This window comes from Anabaena sp. CS-542/02, from assembly GCF_028331085.1.
Lineage (GTDB): Bacteria > Cyanobacteriota > Cyanobacteriia > Cyanobacteriales > Nostocaceae > Anabaenopsis > Anabaenopsis arnoldii.
Genome location: NZ_JAQMTM010000041.1, coordinates 1 through 19,012, shown reverse-complemented (window position 1 = coordinate 19,012; position 19,012 = coordinate 1). Strand labels below are relative to the sequence as shown.

Below are 19,012 nucleotides of genomic sequence, written 5' to 3'. Positions count from 1 at the left end.
CCTTAAACATATATCCATCCTCCCAGAGCCAATGGCGTATTCCCGTTCTAAGAGGATGTTTGATAAGTTTTATAAGGTGATTTTAGACACTTCTTGATCCCCCCTAACCCCCCTTCTCAAGGGGGGAACTAGAGTCAAAGTCCCCCTTCTCAAGGGGGATTTAGGGGGATATAAAAATATTAGATACACCATGAGGGACTTTCCAAACATCCTCTAAGCTACCACCACCATTAACAACCCGGTGTAAAAATGCCATTAATACTAAGTGGGGCGCAATTTCTGGGTAAGGGGTACTTTTAAATAATGGTTCCCCGTGTTGTCGCCAAAAGTCTAAGAATAAGCCTAATAATTTTTCTGGGATTAATTCACCACTAGCACTCAACAGGGTGTTCTAGGTAACCCACTAGTCCACTTGCAGTGGACTTTAGCTTTGAGACGGGGGTTTCTAACCCCCGGCTCCCCCTGTAGCATCAAACGGAATTTTTCAAACCCAGAGTGATCTGCTTGCAGCAGATAGCTCAAGCTTGGTCAGTTGCGGATGTAATTAGACATTTTTCACAAGGCTGGTACAATACCACTAGGTAGAATTTTAGTCAATATTTTTTCCTAAAAATCAGGTAATACACATGGCTTATAGTGATTTCACCTTGAGTAAGTTTAAAAAGGATTTTAATATTCATATTCATGAAGAAATGGATTTATTTATGAATGTTGAACCTATACAAATCAGTGAAAAGCTCAAATCTACTTTAGAAGAAACTACAGAATTAGCATTAGCAATTAATACGAAAAAAGCCAGATCAGAAATGATTATTACGCCGATTTTACTGGAGGTAAGACGTAGGTGTAATTACGAAATTAGTTTATTTTCGGGAACTGATTTTAATCTAGATTTTAAAAAGGGATTAAACGGTTATTGTGATTTTATCATCAGTCGTTCTCAGGAACAGTTAACAATTAATGCACCTGTAATAATCATTGTTGAAGCTAAGAATGAAAACATTAAAGCTGGTTTAGGACAATGTGCAGCGGCGATGTTTGCAGCACAGTTGTTTAATGAACAAGAAGGTAATGATATTAAAACTATTTATGGTGCAGTGACCACTGGGGATATTTGGAAGTTTTTGAAGTTGCAAGGAACAAATATATTTATTGATTTGAATAATTATTATATTAAAGAGTCAGATAAAATTTTAGGTATTTTGTGTTACGGAATTAATAATTGAATGGCGAAGCGCTGCTGCAAAAGCATATCGCGAAGGGCTGCTGCAAGCATATCGCATTGGCGCTGCTGCTCAGTGCAGCCGGGGAATAAATTCCCCGTCTAATAGCCAAAGTCCACTAAAAGTGGACTGTTAGGTTACATATAATACTCTAGGCAATGATTGTTAACCTGATTTATAATGTTATATTTAACACGTAGTCGGATTTATCCGACTTAAGCTATTAGACGGGGGTTTCTAACCCCCGGCTCGCGATTGTCGTAGCTCTTAACCCCTGACCCGTCAACCGTCAACCGTCAACACCATTAACGCCTTCGCCAAATCTTGATGGTACCATTCCCATTCCCAGATGCTAAGGTACGGCCATCCGGGCTGAAGGCTACTGACCTAACCGTACTTGAATGTCCCGTGAGGGTTTTCTCTAATGAAAATGAAGGTGAACTGGTAATGACACTTATAGGATTATTGGGAAACAAACCATAACGCATACAACTATAAATTTGAGTTCCCATTAATCCTATAGCACTTGCGCACTGTACAAATTCACCATGATGTGCGTCAATGAAAATCCGCTGTATGCTTCTCAATGCACAACTTCGGGGTGCAACCGAGGGAGGGTCGGCTAAGTATGTCAGTACTGAAAAAGAGTATAGATTAATTACAGAGGAGTTAATCAGTGAGTGAAGAACAGGATTATGTTCGTGTAGTCAAAGGAGAAAAGTTCTACCGAGTCATCGACTGTGAGGGTGCCTTGGTGTCGTGGTTTAGTGGGTTGGAGATAGTTGCTAATTTTTCTAATCCATCACCCCGTGAAATAGATGGATTTGCTAATGGAGAGTTTGAATTAGCTTTGAATGTGATCAACGACATCCCCTGGTTTTGCTTCAGAATCTTGAGCCCGTCACATTCCAAAGGGTTTGGAAGAAAAGAGTACCGTGAAGTTTTACCCTGGCAAGAGTGTCCGTTCCATGCGTCGAGGATTGACCCGCCATTTCTCCAAAGGATAAAAGAACTTGCTCTTCAGGCTGAGGAAAATAAGGAACTCCGTGTCGCCACCAACGTAATTTTACTTGATTTCCCATCTAACACAGTTTTATCGTTGCGAAGGTTTACCTTGTCACCCTTCTTTACTCGCAAGCTGTTTACAGCCGTCCTGGATACCAAAGCAGCCCATACTTCTGAGAGTTATGATCTGGCTGTATCAGAAGTTCTTGCGCGGTATCCGGTTGATTCTATTGGGGAATCATCCCGCGTTAGGTGCAAATCGGGAGACTAAGAATGGAAACAGGTTTAGTTATAGGGTATCTCAAGCAATATCCAGAAATATGTATGAGGTGCAAAAACTTGACTGAGTTTGAACTAGCTGATTATTTGGTGGCGCTGCTAGTTGAATCAGAACCTGACTTATTCGTTAGGCAAGAGCTTTTGAGGTTGTCACTGGCAAGGGTTGACTGGGCATATGTCAAAAATTGGGTAGTTTAAAACAGTTTTACCGCTTGCCAACTTTTGTGGAGTGCTACTAGCTGACCTTCCTGGTTACAGGGTTGGCGAGTTGGCTTTTTGATGTAAGGCATATCCTAGTAAACTGACATGGGAACAGTAGGAATTGATAGCGGAAGATTTTCCATCAGCCAAATTTGGTGGTCGTCCACGTAAAGTGGCAATATATGCGGTTGTAAATGTGATTCTGTATGTGTTGTGCCAGGGATGTACATGGCGAGCATTACCAGGAGATTTTCGCCATTTTCAAAAGACTGGCATAATTAATTATTTATGCAGGTGTGGGAAGAAGCTTAGGGTTTTCCCTATGTGGTGATTTTACATTGGACATTAATTAATTTTTATTAATGTTACTAAATATACTTTTATTTATTGGTTTACAGTAAATAATCAATACCTAAATCAAACTCATTTGTTAAAAGTCAAACAAATCTAGAAATAATCAAGCTCTTAGCCATATTCTGTCATCTTACAAACTGAGGTTTTGTACTATTTGTTTCTCACGGCACTGTCGCTAAATTTACCCCAATTAGGAAAATAACGAGGTACAAAAATGACTGGCAGCAAAAGAATTGAAATTCGCAAATTAGATTCAATGACTGTAGGCATGGTTTCATTTTATTCTGTAGCCGACAGTAATCAAACTGCCTTAGTTCATATTGCTGGTAATTTTATAGATAATATGTTTGTCCACAGACATCAAACAGATCAGTTATTAGTAGTGAAGGGACAGATTTTAATAACTACTCTGCACAACCGGGAATATCAATATACATTTTTGAGTGAAAAAGACCCAAAAATTATTACAATTCCTCCGGGGGTATTGCATGGTGCAATTAATCTTAGTGAAGAACCTTGTATAGTTGTTAATGCTGTTTTACAGCACGGGCAAACCAATGAAAAAGATTATCGTCCCGTGAAACCTCCTTTACCATACAATATAGATTGGGCTAAAAAATTATTTAGAGAACATAGTTTTTCTAATTGATTTTAGGACTTACGCAACTGGCACAGGTAATCTGCTTACAGCAGCGTTTCGCTATCGCCGAGAATTGGTTGGGGCTATAGGAAAGCTAAATCATTAGATGGTCCCTCCAGTCCAATTCGCTTGCAAGCATCACGTAAAATCTTATCCGCCATGAACCGAGTCAACCTTTCGGTCACACCGTGCATACCAGGAAACATCATCTCTCCTAAGAATTGGTACTCAGAAAGTATTATTTTGTGTAATAGGTTATATGCTGCGCGATCGCACACCCTATTTTCATGGAAAGTGAGTTAAAGGAAGTTTAGTGTGTTTAATTAAAGATTGTGGGTGTGGATTAATAACGCTTTTGCCACAGTTTGATGGTGTTATCCAAACTCCCAGAGGCTAAGGTGCGACCATCTGGGCTGAAGGCTACTGAAGTAACTGTATGTGAATGTCCGGTGAGGGTGGCGATTGACCTCCCCGTGGCGACATCCCACAGTTTTATGTCTTCATCCCAACTCCCAGAGGCTAAGATGCGACCATCCGGGCTGAAGGCTACTGAATCAACCGACCCTGAATGTCCTGAGAGGGTATATTCTAACTCCCATGATGTTAGTGATTTTTGTGCTTGATAAGCAGTTACATACTCAATTGGTTGTGGCTTGTTCATGATAGTTTACTACTAATGACACTGATTGATCCCCCCAAACCCCCTTAAAAAGCTATTCATTACCCACATTTTTCTTAACAATCTTGAAACATTTATGTGGCCACGGTTTCAACGCTTGAAAATTTCCCTACTCTTGACAAAATGTACCTTATTCTTCTTGATAAAACCCTTATTTTCTTGAGAATCATCAACGGAGGATTAAGGTTTGGGGGTTTGCGAGCGATCGCTCTCACGAATGTTAAGAAAGATCCGGGTAATGGATAGCTTAAAAAGGGGGGCTAAATTTTTAACAAAAGGGTGATTTAGGGGGATATGAAAATATTTGATACATCATGAGAGACTTTTAAAACATCCTCTTACAGTAGCGCTTCGCTATCGCTTTACAGCAGCGCTTCGCACCGTGAAGATAACCAAATACATGATCTTTGAGTCACACAGATACCCGACTTCTGGGCAAGTTATATGAGATGATGCCAATTATGTAAGAAGTCGGGGATCTTACGCCCCTGAAATTTTTGATGGGGATTTTCCCCATACCCCTAAAGGTGCGATCGCGAAGCGCTGCTGCAAGCATATCGCATTGGCGCTGCTGCTCAGTGCATCCGGGGAATAAATTCCCCGTCTAATAGCGAAAGTCCACTAAAAGTGGACTGTTAGGTTACATATAATACTCTAGGCAATGATTGTTAACCTGATTTATAATGTTATCTCTAACACCCAGTCGGATTTATCCGACTTAAGCTATTAGACGGGGGTTTCTAACCCCCGGTTCCCGATTGTCGTAGCTCTTAAACCCTGACCCGTCAACAGTCAACAGTCAACGGTTCGACTCCGCTCACCGACCACCGTCAACACCATTAACGCCCCCGCCAAATCTTGATGGTACCCACCATTCCAGATGCTAATGTGCGACCATCCGGGCTGAAGGCTACTGAATTAATATGACTTGAATTGAGAGTAGCGATTTCTCGCCGGGTGGCGACATCCCACAGTTTGATGGTTCCATCCCTACTCCCAGCGGCTAAGGTTTTACCATCCGGGCTGAACACTGGTAAATATCCTTCCAGTGTGTCGATTTCTCTCCCGGTGGCGACATCCCACAGTTTGATGGTTTCATCCCTACTCCCAGCGGCTAAGGTTTTACCATCCGGGCTGAACACTGCTGAACCTCCCGTGAATGTGGCGATTTCTCTCCCGGTGGCGACATCCCACAGTTTGATGGTTTCATCCCCACTCCCAGAGGCTAAGGTACGACCATCCGGGCTGAACACTGCTGAACCTCCCGTGAGGGTGGCGATTTCTCGCCGGGTGGCGACATCCCACAGTTTGATGGTTTCATCCCCACTCCCAAAGGCTAAGGTACGACCATCCGGGCTGAACACTGGTGAATGTCCGGTGAGGGTGGCGATTTCTCTCCCCGTGGCGACATCCCACAGTTTGATGGTGCTATCCCTACCCCCAAGTGAGGCTAAGGTAAGACCATCCGGGCTGAAGGCTACTGAATTAACCAACGATGAATGTCCTTCCAGGGTCTTGGCTAAGGTAGGATTAACCCAGGTAACTACAGTGGCGATGGTTTGTAAGTTGGGTATCCTTTCCAGGGAAATACCCTGCTGGTACATATCCACTAAGTCCGCCTGACCATAAATACCAATCACAAATCCCCACTCATTGAGGATGGGACCACCAGTTAACCCCGGTCGGCCTTGACCTTCTAGTTGCAGGTTATACTCTCCCCCTTGGTCTGGTCTCTTTTTACCTGGATGTAAAAAATAAGGACGTTCATGAGGATTACTCTGACCGGGTATGGGATAACCTGCGGTGTATACCGTCGCCCCTGTGGGGACTGCGCTGGCATCTCCCACCAGGGCAGTGTCATAATTATTCTTGCTGGTGAATTGCAATAGACCTAAATCTAAGTTGCCTAAACGCTCCCTAAGTACGGACTGGTGTCGTTGACCGTCGGGGGTGGTGAGTATGACCGTCTGGTGTGGGGCTATGAGATGATGGGACGTGAGGACGGTATAGGTGTCACCCCGGCGATTAATAATTACCCCCGAACCCAGTGCTGTTTCCAGGCGCACGGTGATTTTTTGAGACCTGTCATTAACTAGCACATTCACCGGGGTAACAGTTTCTGCTGTGACTGTACTTTGTTGCCACAGTTTGATGGTGTTATCGTCACTCCCAGAAGCTAAGGTGCGACCATCCGGGCTGAATGCTACTGAATTAACCCCATCTGAATGTCCAGTGAGGGTGGCCATTTCCCGCCGTGTGGCTACATCCCACAGTCTGATACCATCACTACTCCCAGAAGCTAAGGTGCGACCATCCGGGCTGAAGGCTACTGACAAAACCCCATTAATTGAATGTCCGGTGAGAGTGGCGATTTCCCGCCGTGTGGCTACATCCCACAGTTTGATGGTGTTATCCGCACTCCCAGAAGCTAAGATTTTACCATCCCGGCTGAAGGCCAGTGAATTAACGTCAGTATATCTGAATGTTGTAGAATGTCCTTCTAATGTGGCGATTTCTCTCCCGGTGGCGACATCCCACACTTGGATGGTTCCATCAAAACTCCCACTCCCGGAAGCTAAGGTTTTACCATCCGGGCTAAAGGCTATTGAATAAACAGATTCTGATTGTCCGGTGAGAGTAGCGATTTCCCGCCGGGTGGCGACATCCCACAGTTTGATGATTCGCCCACTCCCAGAGGCTAAGATTTTACCATCCGGGCTGAACACTGGTGAATATCCGGTGAGGGTGGCGATTTCTCTCCCGGTGGCGATATCCCACAGTCTGATGATACCATCCCCACTCCCAGAAGCTAAGGTGCGACCATCCGGGCTGAACACTGGTGAATATCCGGTGAGGGTGGCGATTTCCCTCCCCGTGGCGACATCCCACAGTTTGATGGTGTCATCCCAACTCCCAGAGGCTAAAGTTTTACCATCGGGGCTGAAGGCTACTGAAGTAACCGCACCTGAATGTCCGGTGATGGTTTTAACTAGGCTCGAACTTGACCAGGTAACCACCCGCGCCCGTCGGGAGAGGTCAGGGATTTTCTCTATGGAGATACCTAGCACACCTTCTTTTATTGTGGAACCCAGTTCCGCTTTACCATAAATACCAATGACAAACCCCCGCTGGTCAAAAATTGGACCCCCACTGACTCCCGGTTGGGGTTTACCAGACATAATTAAGTCGTATCCCTCCTTTTCTCCCTGACTGCGGGATGTCAGTTGATCTTCTGTAAACCTATACTGTCTAGGATTAGGGTTGGCGGGAAACCCAGCATAATATAGGGGGGAACCATTGTTCACTGTCCGGGAATCTGCTACGGATGCCAGTCTATACTCTTTAGGGCTGGTAAAACTAATGATGGCTAAATCTAATCCTGGTAGGCGCTCAATTTGGTTAATGGTGTGGCTCTCCCTATCCCCAGTAATTACCCGATAGTCCCCTGACTTTGCTACAACATGAAAGGCAGTGAGGACGGTATACACATTACCTTGGCGATTAATTATTACCCCAGAACCCTTACCATCCAAGCCGGCGATGTTGACGGTGACTTGTCGGGCAATGTTGTTAATTTCTGCTGCTGTTAGCCTTGGTATTTGTACGGAATTAACAGCTAACACTGGTTGTAAATGCACTACTACCGCTGTGGTAGCGCCTAAAATTACTGCTAGTTCTGGGGTAACTCTCATGGGTAATCCATCACTTTTGGGTCACGGGGTAGGGGAAAAATCACTGATGGGGATAACCCAGCTTTGTTGACTAATAGCGGTTACTTCCTGGGGGTTAACAGAGGAGCGATTGGTAAATACATAGGGATTATTCCCAATGGGAGAGGCGGTAGGGTATGGATTACCCCAAACACCCCAGGAGTGATGGCGGCGCTGACTGTAACCAGTTGGTTGTTTTTTTACCGACTGTTGTGTACGCCTCTCAAGAGTTTTAGTTTACCAAATCCGGTCTGACTGCGGTTCGGGTTGTCGCGGATTATAATTGTCACTAGGAGTAGCAGGATTAGAAACAGACAAGTGAGCGTTAATAATATCTTCCATGCTCACCCTGACAACCCCATCAGTATTGTCCTTGATTTCTACCCTACCGGCATCATTACCACTAAGATAAACTTCCCCACCGGAGGCACTAGTACGGGTATTTAATAGCTCATCTAGTAACTTGTGGGGATGTTGGCCGTTGGTGACTGTCAGTAAAAGATTATGATTGTTACAGCCTCGTTCACCGGAACCTAAACCGCAGATGACAGGTTGATTATTTAACCTTCCCAGTGACAGGTATTGGAGTTTACCTTGACCATTCAATGTGTTAAACCGTTGAGATACAGCCTGACAACGGTTTAGGGGTGTCCAGGTGTCGTTTACTCTACTGCTCGCAGTCCAGTTAATAATGGGTATATTTCCAGTATTGTGGCGTACTACGGTGGTGGGACGAGCGACATTACCCTGTTTATTCCACCTAGCACCACAGAAAAACTCCAGGGTTTGGGCTGCTGTGGGTTGGCTATTAATCACAGAGACACTAGATATACTCAAGGCTGCAGCTAGGGCTGTTAAGGGTGCTGTTAAGTATTTTTTCATCACAGGGATATTAAAGTTGTCAAAGAAAATTTTAGATAATATTCTTGAATATTTGGGCTATTGGTAGCAATATTAGCCAATTAAGGCTAATGTAACACTATTCCCCACCCATGTAAATAATTAACTGCTAATTTTTAACCTTGGGATTAGGGACTAGTTGACGGTTGACTGTTGACTGTTAACTGTTGACTGTTGACGGTGGTCGGTGAGCGGAGTCGAACCGTTGACTGTTGACTGTTGACGGTAGGGTATTCTAGGTAACCCACTAGTCCACTTGTAGTGGACTTTAGCTTTGAGACGGGGGTTTCTAACCCCCGGATCTCTGTGTAGCATCAAAGGGAATTTTTCAACCCAGAGCGATCGCCTTACAGCAGCGCGATCGCCCTTTGGAAATAGTTTAATGAGGTTTGACCCCACCCCCAACCCCTCCCCTTACAAAGGGAGGGGAGTATATGGAATGGCTTACAGCAGCGCGATCGCCCCGTGAAGATGATCAAATACATGATCTTCGAGTCACACAGATCCCCGACTTCTGGGCAAATTATATGAGATGATGCCAATTATGTAAGAAGTCGGGTATCTTACGCTCCAATAATTATGATCAAAAGTCCATTGCGTTATCCAGGTGGGAAGTCAAAAGCTATTAAGGAAATAGCAGCACACTTACCAGAAAGCTTTTCAGAATTTCGAGAACCTTTTGTGGGTGGTGGTTCTGTATTTATATACTTAAAGCAAAAATATCCCCATCTGAAAATTTGGATTAATGATTTAAACCGCGAGTTATATCTGTTTTGGAAATATGCAAAATCCGATTTACCCCGTCTGTTAACAGAAATCCGTCACATTAAGCAGACATATACAGATGGTAAAATCCTTTTTGCAGAACTAACCAGTATAGACACCAATAACTTATCTGACTTTGACAGGGCAGTACGCTTTTTTGTTCTCAATAGAATTACATTTTCTGGTACTGTAGAATCTGGGGGGTTTTCTGAACAAGCTTTTCATAAACGCTTTACTCACTCTTCCATAGACCGCCTAGAAAAGTTAAGGGAGATTTTAACAGATGATGTCAAAATTACTAACTTGGATTATGGTGACTTATTGAAAGCAGAGGGTAAAAATGTATTTATATTTTTAGACCCGCCTTATTTTACTGCTACCAAATCCAGGTTATATGGTAAAGATGGTGATTTGCACACCTGTTTTAATCATCAAAGGTTTGGGGAAGTGGTCAGAGGATGCGCTCACCCTTGGTTAATCACTTACGATGATTCCCCTCAAATCAGAGAAAACTTTCCAGACTCTTACCTGTTTGAGTGGGAATTACAATATGGTATGAACAATTACAAGCAGGGTAGGGCAGCCAAGGGTAAGGAGTTATTCATTAAAAACTACTAAATGGCTCAGGTCGGATTTGAACCAACGACCCCAGGCTTATGAGTCCCGTGCTCTAACCAACTGAGCTACTGAGCCATGCTTATTCATCGTTTATTAGCATAGCATAGAATTTTGGGGATGGCTAGTGTTTTGTCATATTAATTTTTTTTCTATTTTTTTTAACTCGCTGGATACTGCTTTAACACCTGCTGTAAATATTGTCCCGTATAAGAAATAGGATTGGTTGCAACTTCTTCGGGTGTCCCCACCGCAATGATTTCGCCGCCTTGATCCCCACCTTCTGGACCTAAATCAATTACCCAGTCAGCGCAACGAATCACATCTAAATTGTGTTCAATCACTAAGATGGAGTTCCCCTTGTCAACTAACCTTTGCAATACATCCAATAATTTATGGACATCATAAAAAGATAATCCGGTGGTGGGTTCATCTATGAGATACAGGGTTTTACCTGTAGCGCGGCGAGATAGTTCTGTGGCTAATTTCACCCGTTGGGCTTCCCCACCAGATAAGGTGGTAGCAGGTTGTCCGAGTTTGATGTAACCTAAACCGACATCATATAAAGTTTGCAATCGGGTAAAAGCTTTGGGGATGTTCTGGAAAAACTCTAAACTTTCCTCAACGGTCATATTCAGCACGTCTGCTATAGATTTATCTTTGTATTTCACCTGTAAGGTTTCCCGGTTGTATCTTGCGCCTTTGCAAACTTCGCACTGTACATACACATCCGGGAGAAAGTTCATTTCAATGACATTGACACCCTGACCGCTACAAGCTTCACAACGCCCACCTTTGACATTAAAAGAAAATTGTCCGGGTTTGTATCCCCTGGCCTTGGCTTCCACTGTTTGGGAAAATACATCTCGAATTGCATCGAAAATACCTGTATAGGTAGCGGGGTTGGAGCGTGGTGTACGTCCTATGGGTGACTGGTCGATGACAATGGCTTTATCTACTGCATTTAATCCCTGAATTTCTTGTAAGTGTTTGGGTAGGGGGACTTTCTTTGTTAAATGATGTTGTAGTGAGGGATAAAGTAATTCGTTAATCAGGGTAGATTTCCCGGAACCAGAAACACCGGTGACGGAGACCAGTTTACCTAGGGGAATTTCTACATCGATATTTTTTAAGTTATTGCGATGGGCGTTTTTAATTACTAAACTGCGTCCGTTCCCCTGTCTTCGTTGCGCTGGGGTGGTGATTACTCGTCTCCCCGATAAGTAAGCACCTGTTAAAGAGTCTTCCGCTGCGAGTAGGGTTTCTAGGTCTCCTTGAGAGGTAATATTTCCGCCGTGGATTCCTGCACCTGGTCCAATATCAACGATATGATCAGCAGCGCGGATGGTTTCTTCGTCATGCTCTACGACGATGAGGGTGTTACCTAACTCGCGTAATTTGGTTAAAGTTTTGAGTAAGCGGCCGTTGTCTCGTTGATGTAAACCAATGCTGGGTTCATCTAAAACATAGAGTACCCCTGTTAAACCAGAACCTATCTGTGTGGCTAAACGAATGCGTTGGGCTTCCCCACCGGAAAGGGTCATGGCGGGACGGTCAAGGGTGAGATAATCTAAGCCAACATCTAGTAAGAATTGCAATCTGGCTTTGATTTCTCTTAAAACTAAGTCGGCAATTTGCAACTGGCGATAGCTTAATTTTAACTGATCAATTCTGGTTTGGCAATCCCGAATCGAAACCCCGGTTAAGTCTAAAATACCATATTGTCCCAAGCGTACCGCTAAAGCTTCGGGTTTTAAGCGTTTTCCTCCACAAACCTCACAGGGTTGGTCAATGAGATATTGTTCTAATTTCTGCTTAATTAAGTCTGACCCCCCCTCGTATTGCCGTTGTAAAATGGGGATTACACCTTTAAAATTCTGCTTTGTTTCTTGATTTTCGCCATAGAGCAAAATTTGCTGTTGTTCTGCTGTTAGCTGACTCCACTTGGTTTGGAGTTCAAACCCCGTAGCTTGTCCTACACTATAAAGCAAATCTAGATAATAGGAGTTTTCTTTTTCCGACCAGGGGGCGATCGCCGCATAAATTGGCGATTCCGGGTCAGGTATAATCAAATCTGGGGTAAATGTTTTTAAACTGCCTATGCCGTGACAATGGGGACAAGCGCCATAAGGGGAGTTAAAGGAGAATAACCGCGGCGATAATTCTTCCATTACCGCCCCATGGACTGGACAAGCGAAGTTTTCTGAAAATACTAATTCTTCTTCTTGCTCCTCGCTGTGGCTGACCAGGATGTTGGCAATACCACCTGACTGTTTAAGGCACGTAGAAAGAGAATCTACCAAACGCTCTTGAATAGCGTCTTTTTTCACTAAGCGGTCAATGACAACTTCTATAGTATGAGTAATATTTTTATCTAGTTCTATGGAGTCGGACAGTTCCCGCACTTCCCCATCTACACGCACCCGCACAAAACCTTGAGCAGCGAGACTCGATAACAGCTTGCGGTGAGTCCCTTTTTTCCCCCGCACTACGGGGGCGAGAATTTGAAACCGGGTGCGGTCTGGTAATTCCAAAATGCGATCGCACATCTGGTCAATGGTCTGAGGTGCAATGGAGCGCCCGCATATGGGACAATGGGGTTCACCAGCGCGACCAAACAAGAGCCGTAAATAATCGTAAATTTCCGTGACTGTCCCCACGGTGGAACGGGGGTTATGGGAAGTAGATTTTTGGTCAATGGAAATGGCCGGACTTAACCCCTCGATGGCTTCTACATCCGGTTTATCTAATTGACCTAAAAACTGCCGTGCGTAGGCGCTCAGGGACTCTACATAACGCCGTTGACCTTCGGCGAAAATGGTATCAAAGGCTAAGGAAGATTTACCGGAACCAGAAACACCAGTAAATACAATCAGGCGATCGCGTGGTAATTCCAAGTCTATATTTTTGAGATTATGCTGTCTAGCACCCCGAATGCGGATAGTATTCTGGCTGTTGTCGTGAGCGTGAGGAAGATGGCCATTTAAGCATGGGGTGTGATCTAACATATGGGCGGGGTAAAAGTCCACTAGTAATAATTCTTAATAATACTATCTTGACAACGGTTATATTAGAACTTACGTACTATCGTTTGATTATACCACTGGACAATATCCAACGTCACTATTACCAGTCCCAAATCTGCATCTACCCAAAGTAATACTTATCAATTGTTAAGGAAGGAAATTTTCTGGGGATCATCAGGTACTATTCTATGCTGAATATAGACCAGGAAATCAAACTTAAAATAAACATTAAAAATGTTTCTATACTAGAGTAAATCTGTTAGTGTTTCATGGAGACAGCATAGAAAGTTAACAGAAGGTTAATAATGTATTCCTGTTGCGGTTGTGGAGAAAAATCATTAGAAAACTATCCTGTCAGAACTGTTAAAAACTCCCTAATTGTAGAAGTAAATTCACCGATGAGATTTTCGGGTAATTTGTCGTTAGTTCAGAAGTCTTGCTGACGATAAACCCATAGAGTTAGCAAAATAATTTAGCAATGGAGTTTGATATGACTTTAGCAAGTCCCGCACAAATGCAGCCTTTAGCCGCGGAAGAACTGGAGAAAATAAACGCTTACTGGCGTGCTGCTAACTATCTTTCCGTTGGACAAATATATCTGTTCGATAATCCCCTACTGCGAGAGCCTTTAAAATCTGAACACGTTAAACCCAGACTATTAGGACACTGGGGAACAACACCAGGGCTGAACTTTATTTATGTTCATCTCAACCGGGTAATTAAAAAGTATGACCTGAATATGATTTATATCGCAGGTCCTGGTCATGGAGGACCGGGACTAGTAGCTAATACTTACCTGGAAGGGACATACAGCGAATACTACCCCAACATTTCCCAGGATGTAGAGGGAATGAAGAAACTGTTTAAACAGTTCTCTTTTCCCGGTGGTATTCCTAGCCACGTTGCACCAGAAACCCCTGGTTCAATTCACGAGGGTGGAGAATTGGGTTATGCTCTGGTTCATGCCTATGGTGCTGCTTTTGACAACCCTGATTTAATCGTGGCGGCGGTTGTGGGTGATGGAGAGGCGGAAACAGGAGCTTTAGCTACCAGTTGGCATTCTAATAAGTTTCTTAACCCTGTCAATGATGGCGCAGTGCTGCCTATATTACACCTCAATGGCTATAAAATAGCTAACCCCACGGTTTTGGCTAGGTTGAGTCATGAAGAATTAGAAAACCTATTTTTAGGTTATGGTTATAAACCTTACTTTGTAGAAGGTCGAGATCCCGCGGATGTACACCAGCAAATGGCGGCAATTTTAGAAACTGCGATCGCCGAAATTCACAGCATCCAAAGAGAAGCTAGGGTACATGGTTATAGCCAGACTAGCAAACGTCCCCAGTGGCCGATGATTATCCTGAGAACCCCCAAAGGTTGGACAGGACCCAAAGAAGTAGACGGGAAAAAAACCGAAGACTATTGGCGATCGCATCAAGTACCCTTTGGTAACGTAGTCGGGAATCCAGAACACCTGAAATTACTAGAAGACTGGATGAAGAGTTACAAACCCGAAGAACTCTTCGATGCTAACGGTAAACTCATCCCCGAACTAGCAGAACTAGCACCCCAAGGACAACGACGCATGGGGGACAATCCCCACACCAACGGCGGTATTCTCCTACGGGACTTGAAAATGCCCGACTTCCCAGACTATGCTGTTCATATCAGCAAACCAGGGACAACTTATGCCGAAGCTACCAAAGTAACCGGAGAGTTCCTGCGGGACGTAATGAAACTCAACGCAGAAAGCCGCAACTTTCGGGTATTTGGCCCTGACGAAACCGCCTCAAATCGACTGGGTGCGGTGCTGGAAGTGACAGATAGGACGTGGGTAGCGGATATCCTCCCAGAAGACGAGAAACTGTCCCCCAATGGTCGGGTGATGGAGGTGCTCAGTGAAACCAATTGTCAAGGCTGGTTAGAAGGATACCTGCTTACAGGTCGTCATGGCTTCTTCTCCTGCTATGAGGCGTTTATCCACATCATCGACTCGATGTTTAACCAGCACGCCAAATGGCTCAAGACTACTAATCATATTCCCTGGCGGCGACCCATTGCATCCCTCAACTATTTACTCACCTCTCACGTTTGGCGACAAGACCATAACGGATTCTCTCACCAAGACCCTGGTTTTATCGACCATGTACTTAACAAAAAAGCCGAGATTATCCGCGTCTATCTTCCCCCCGATGCTAATACTCTGCTGTCGGTAACAGACCATTGCTTAAGAAGTCGCCAATATGTCAATGTCATAGTTGCTGGAAAACAGCCATCATTGCAATACTTAGACATGGACGCTGCTATTAAGCATTGTACCAAAGGCCTGAGTATTTGGGAATGGGCTAGCAATGATCAAGGGAGTGAACCAGATGTAGTTATGGCTTGTGCTGGGGATGTTCCCACCTTAGAAACCTTAGCCGCAGTTGATATTCTGCGTCAGTACTTCCCAGAATTAAAGGTGCGGGTGGTCAACATCATCAACTTGATGAAACTACAACCACAAACTGAGCATCCCCACGGTTTAAGCGGTAAAGAATTTGATATAATTTTTACCACTGATAAACCAATTATCTTTGCTTTCCATGGTTATCCTTGGTTAATCCATCGCCTCACCTATCGCCACACCAACCACAAAAACTTACACGTGCGCGGTTATAAGGAAGAGGGAACCACTACCACCCCCTTTGATATGGTTGTGCTCAATGACCTTGACCGCTTCCACTTGGTGATGGACGTAATTGACCGCGTGCCAAAACTAGGTTATAAAGCTGCTTATGTGAAACAGATGTTAGAAGATAAGCTGATTGAACATAAGCAATACATTCAGGAACACGGCGAAGATATGCCGGAAATTCGCGATTGGAAGTGGCCTTATTAAGCTAATCACTAGGGTGGGTAAGCCATGAGCAACCCACCCTTAATTTATTGTAACTATTTGACGTACTTCACCGCCCTAAAAGTGCGGTGATTACTTAAAGTATAAGAACCCAGGCGATTACCTTCAGCACAACGCGATCGCCGCTTACGGTATTTAGTCACAACAATAGCCTCATCATGGGTTATACACAATCTTCATAATACAAATCATAAACCTCTAGTAAAATAGTGAATCTATAGGGTGAAAAAACATCATTTTTTTAGCAACGACAACATAATCTTCCATATATAGCGTTCGGTGGATTTATATATTAGAGGAATTTGATAGTGAGTAACACAAGTGTGAATCAAAACCAACTGGTTCATTACTCTTCAATAAAACCAGTTAATGTCAGAAGACTACCTGAAATTTTACTTCGCCGGCGCTTTTTTTGCTTAGGTATTTCCTGCATATTTATGTCAGTGACTGGCTACTTGGCTCTCAATATCAAACCGAATTATCAAAGCTCCATGCAGATATTGGTACAGTCCAATTTATACGAGGGAGTTAGAGTAAATAATAGTTCCTTAAGTACAAATAATGAATTAACCGGAGCCAACCCACCAGTATTTGATCACAGCTATCAGATAAAACTGATGGTGAGTTCTAAATTGATACAGAAAGCCGTAGATATTCTGCGTTCTGATTATCCAGATATTACCCTAGAAGATATTAAAGGCCACCATAGAAACAATCAAAAAACAGGTCTATTAGTCAAGCAATTACCAGTCATCTCTGGAGTTTATCAAGGTCATAGTCAAATATTGGAGGTTTCCTTTAGTGCTAATGACCCAGTAAAAACACAAAGAGTGTTGCAAGCTCTACAAACAGTTTATCAAGAGTATAATACACAGCAACAACAAGAACGACTTAAGCAAGGACTAAGTTTTGTCAGCGCACGCTTACCTCAGACCAAACAAGAGCTGAGTCAAGCTGAGAAAAAGTTAGAAGATTTCCGCAACCGGCATAATATACTTGACCCGGAAGTACAAAGTAAAATCCTGCTAGAATCTCTTGCTGATGTTGAAAAACAGCAACAAATTACCACTGCACAGATCAAAGATGTGCAAGCTCGGTACAATAACCTAGAACAAAAAATCGCTGACTTATCCCAGAAGGCCAAAATTGCTTCTCGTTTAAACCAATCAACTCGGTATCAATCCCTATTGGGTGCAGTTAAAAACACTGAACTAGCCATTGCTAGGGAGGAAATGCGCTATACAGAGGAGTCGCCAATCTTAGAAAGACTCAGACAGCAATATCAGAGTCAAAAAGCGCTGTTAGAGCAAGAAATGAAAGAATTGGTAGATGTCAAAGATATTAAAAGTGTTAGTGACACCAAAAAATTACCCTTGACACAAGGACAAACAGCAGAAGTTAATCCTACCCTGACGCAAGAATTTATTCAGGTGCAAACAGTCCTACAAGGACTAAAGGCTCATGAAAATAGTTTATCTGAATCCGAGAAACAACTCAAGTCCCAACTGAGCAAATACCCCAGCCTCATAGCTGAGTACAACCGCCTACTACCAGCAGTAGAAACTCAACGCAAGATACTTGAGCAATTAGTCCAGACCCAGCAGTATTTGGGATTAAAGATTTCTCAGGGAGGGTTTAATTGGCAAATCTTAGAGGAAGCAGGTTTGGGAACTTCCACAAGTGACCGCAGAAAAACACTTTTACTGGGGGGAGTTGTAGTCAGTCCCATTGCAGGTATTGCCCTCTCCCTGATTTGGGGAATCTTGAATTACACTATATATTCTGTCAAAGAATTACAGAAGCTGACGCAGCTGAGAATATTGGGGTCAGTGCCAAAATTGGCGCTCTCTAATGTCAAAAAGCGTTTACCTACCTGGTTTTGGCGCAAACAGGAAAATTTAGCTGTCCCTTTGTTAGAAAGTAGCACCTGGTTACCTAACCATGAAAGCATAAATGTAATATACCAAAACCTTCAAATATTCAAGCATCCTTACCCCTACAAGTCCCTGATGTTAACTTCAGCAATATCTAGAGAAGGTAAGACCACCTTGGCCCTGGGTCTAGCTGCAAGTGCTGCGCGAATGAACCGGCGCGTCTTATTGATTGACGCTAACTTGCAGTGTCCTCACATACACAAAAATTTGCAACTGTGTAATGACTGGGGACTATCTCTGTTATTAATCGATGACACAAATACCCAAGTCCAAGATTATATCCAACCCATTCACCCTTCTATTGATATTTTGACTGCTGGCCCCACACCGGAGGACACAATTCAATTGCTGAGTCACAACCGAATGGCAGAACTGCTAAAGTTGTTTGAGCAAACCTATGATTTAGTCCTCATCGATGCACCGCCGATTTTAGGCACCGTGGATGCCAGAATTTTGGCATCATACTGTCAAGCAATTGTCATGGTGGCGCGTATTGGTCAGGTGACTAGCAACCAGTTGAAGCAAGCTATAGAAGTTTTGAGCCAATTGAATTTACTGGGAATTATAGCTAACGATGTGAGTAATTCTGCTATATAAATCCTAGACAAGTCTAGACATTTATTTCTTACTTCAATGGGAGCGTGGGAGCGGTTATCCCTCAGTAAGCTTTCAAGGTTTAGCCAACCTCGATAAGTTAATTGCTGCGTTTAAATCCCTATCCATTGAATGACCACAACTTCCACAGTTGTAAATTCTTTCTTTTAGTGGCATATCTTGGATAT

Annotated in this window: 14 protein-coding genes, 1 tRNA gene and 2 pseudogenes; 7 read left to right on the top strand and 10 right to left on the bottom strand. The window is 43.5% G+C overall.

Annotated features, from left to right (window positions below):
* Positions 1-160: 160 nt before the first annotated feature.
* Complete coding sequence (locus tag PN447_RS03970) at positions 161-382, bottom strand: hypothetical protein (RefSeq protein WP_442867073.1); 222 nt, start codon at positions 380-382, stop codon at positions 161-163.
* Positions 383-626: 244 nt separating this feature from the next.
* Between PN447_RS03970 and PN447_RS03965 the strand changes: the two genes are divergently transcribed.
* Entirely contained in the window at positions 627-1,226 is a 600-nt protein-coding gene (locus tag PN447_RS03965; protein ID WP_271760986.1) for a hypothetical protein, read from the top strand.
* A 302-nt stretch (positions 1,227-1,528) separates the two neighbouring features.
* Here PN447_RS03965 and PN447_RS18700 read toward each other — a convergent pair.
* Positions 1,529-1,642 (bottom strand): annotated as a pseudogene (locus tag PN447_RS18700) (WD40 repeat domain-containing protein); the annotation flags it as partial.
* A 257-nt stretch (positions 1,643-1,899) separates the two neighbouring features.
* Here PN447_RS18700 and PN447_RS03955 point away from each other — a divergent pair.
* The 3 genes from PN447_RS03955 to PN447_RS03945 all read left to right on the top strand — a co-directional run bounded on the left by PN447_RS03955 (position 1,900) and on the right by PN447_RS03945 (position 3,711).
* A complete protein-coding gene (locus tag PN447_RS03955) occupies positions 1,900-2,499 on the top strand; it encodes a hypothetical protein (RefSeq protein ID WP_271760984.1) in 600 nt (199 codons plus the stop codon).
* Between the two features lie 330 nt (positions 2,500-2,829).
* Positions 2,830-3,039, top strand: a complete 210-nt coding sequence (locus tag PN447_RS18695; RefSeq protein ID WP_442867072.1) for a transposase — start codon at positions 2,830-2,832, stop codon at positions 3,037-3,039.
* A gap of 237 nt (positions 3,040-3,276) precedes the next feature.
* The gene (locus PN447_RS03945; RefSeq protein ID WP_271760982.1) at positions 3,277-3,711 is read left to right on the top strand and encodes a cupin domain-containing protein; all 435 of its coding nucleotides are present in this window, start codon (positions 3,277-3,279) and stop codon (positions 3,709-3,711) included.
* A 74-nt stretch (positions 3,712-3,785) separates the two neighbouring features.
* Here the strand turns inward: PN447_RS03945 and PN447_RS03940 are convergent, their stop codons facing one another.
* From PN447_RS03940 to PN447_RS03920, 5 genes and pseudogenes are all read right to left on the bottom strand, one after another.
* Positions 3,786-3,980, bottom strand: coding sequence for a hypothetical protein (locus PN447_RS03940; protein ID WP_271760980.1), 195 nt, complete (start codon positions 3,978-3,980; stop codon positions 3,786-3,788).
* A 65-nt stretch (positions 3,981-4,045) separates the two neighbouring features.
* Positions 4,046-4,297, bottom strand: a pseudogene (locus tag PN447_RS03935) (WD40 repeat domain-containing protein); the annotation flags it as partial.
* Positions 4,298-5,220: 923 nt separating this feature from the next.
* Entirely contained in the window at positions 5,221-8,073 is a 2,853-nt protein-coding gene (locus PN447_RS03930) for a trypsin-like peptidase domain-containing protein (RefSeq protein ID WP_271760979.1), read from the bottom strand.
* Positions 8,074-8,328: 255 nt separating this feature from the next.
* Positions 8,329-8,973: a COP23 domain-containing protein gene (locus PN447_RS03925; protein WP_271760990.1), complete on the bottom strand. Its 645-nt coding sequence runs from the start codon at positions 8,971-8,973 to the stop codon at positions 8,329-8,331.
* Between the two features lie 153 nt (positions 8,974-9,126).
* Complete coding sequence (locus PN447_RS03920; protein WP_271760978.1) at positions 9,127-9,390, bottom strand: hypothetical protein; 264 nt, start codon at positions 9,388-9,390, stop codon at positions 9,127-9,129.
* A gap of 180 nt (positions 9,391-9,570) precedes the next feature.
* Between PN447_RS03920 and PN447_RS03915 the strand changes: the two genes are divergently transcribed.
* Positions 9,571-10,374, top strand: a complete 804-nt coding sequence (locus PN447_RS03915; protein WP_271760976.1) for a DNA adenine methylase — start codon at positions 9,571-9,573, stop codon at positions 10,372-10,374.
* Between the two features lies 1 nt (position 10,375).
* On the opposite strand, the gene PN447_RS03910 is transcribed toward PN447_RS03915, so the two are convergent.
* Positions 10,376-10,449: transfer RNA gene (locus PN447_RS03910), tRNA-Met, on the bottom strand.
* Between the two features lie 83 nt (positions 10,450-10,532).
* Complete coding sequence (uvrA, locus tag PN447_RS03905) at positions 10,533-13,379, bottom strand: excinuclease ABC subunit UvrA (RefSeq protein ID WP_271760989.1); 2,847 nt, start codon at positions 13,377-13,379, stop codon at positions 10,533-10,535.
* A 508-nt stretch (positions 13,380-13,887) separates the two neighbouring features.
* Between uvrA and PN447_RS03900 the strand changes: the two genes are divergently transcribed.
* Entirely contained in the window at positions 13,888-16,278 is a 2,391-nt protein-coding gene (locus PN447_RS03900; RefSeq protein ID WP_271760974.1) for a phosphoketolase family protein, read from the top strand.
* 326 nt (positions 16,279-16,604) lie between these two features.
* Positions 16,605-18,827 carry a GumC family protein gene (locus tag PN447_RS03895; protein ID WP_271760972.1) on the top strand — a complete coding sequence of 741 codons (2,223 nt, stop codon included), beginning with the start codon at positions 16,605-16,607 and terminating at the stop codon, positions 18,825-18,827.
* 72 nt (positions 18,828-18,899) lie between these two features.
* Here the strand turns inward: PN447_RS03895 and PN447_RS03890 are convergent, their stop codons facing one another.
* Positions 18,900-19,001 carry a zinc ribbon domain-containing protein gene (locus tag PN447_RS03890; RefSeq protein WP_271760987.1) on the bottom strand — a complete coding sequence of 34 codons (102 nt, stop codon included), beginning with the start codon at positions 18,999-19,001 and terminating at the stop codon, positions 18,900-18,902.
* Positions 19,002-19,012: the final 11 nt, after the last annotated feature.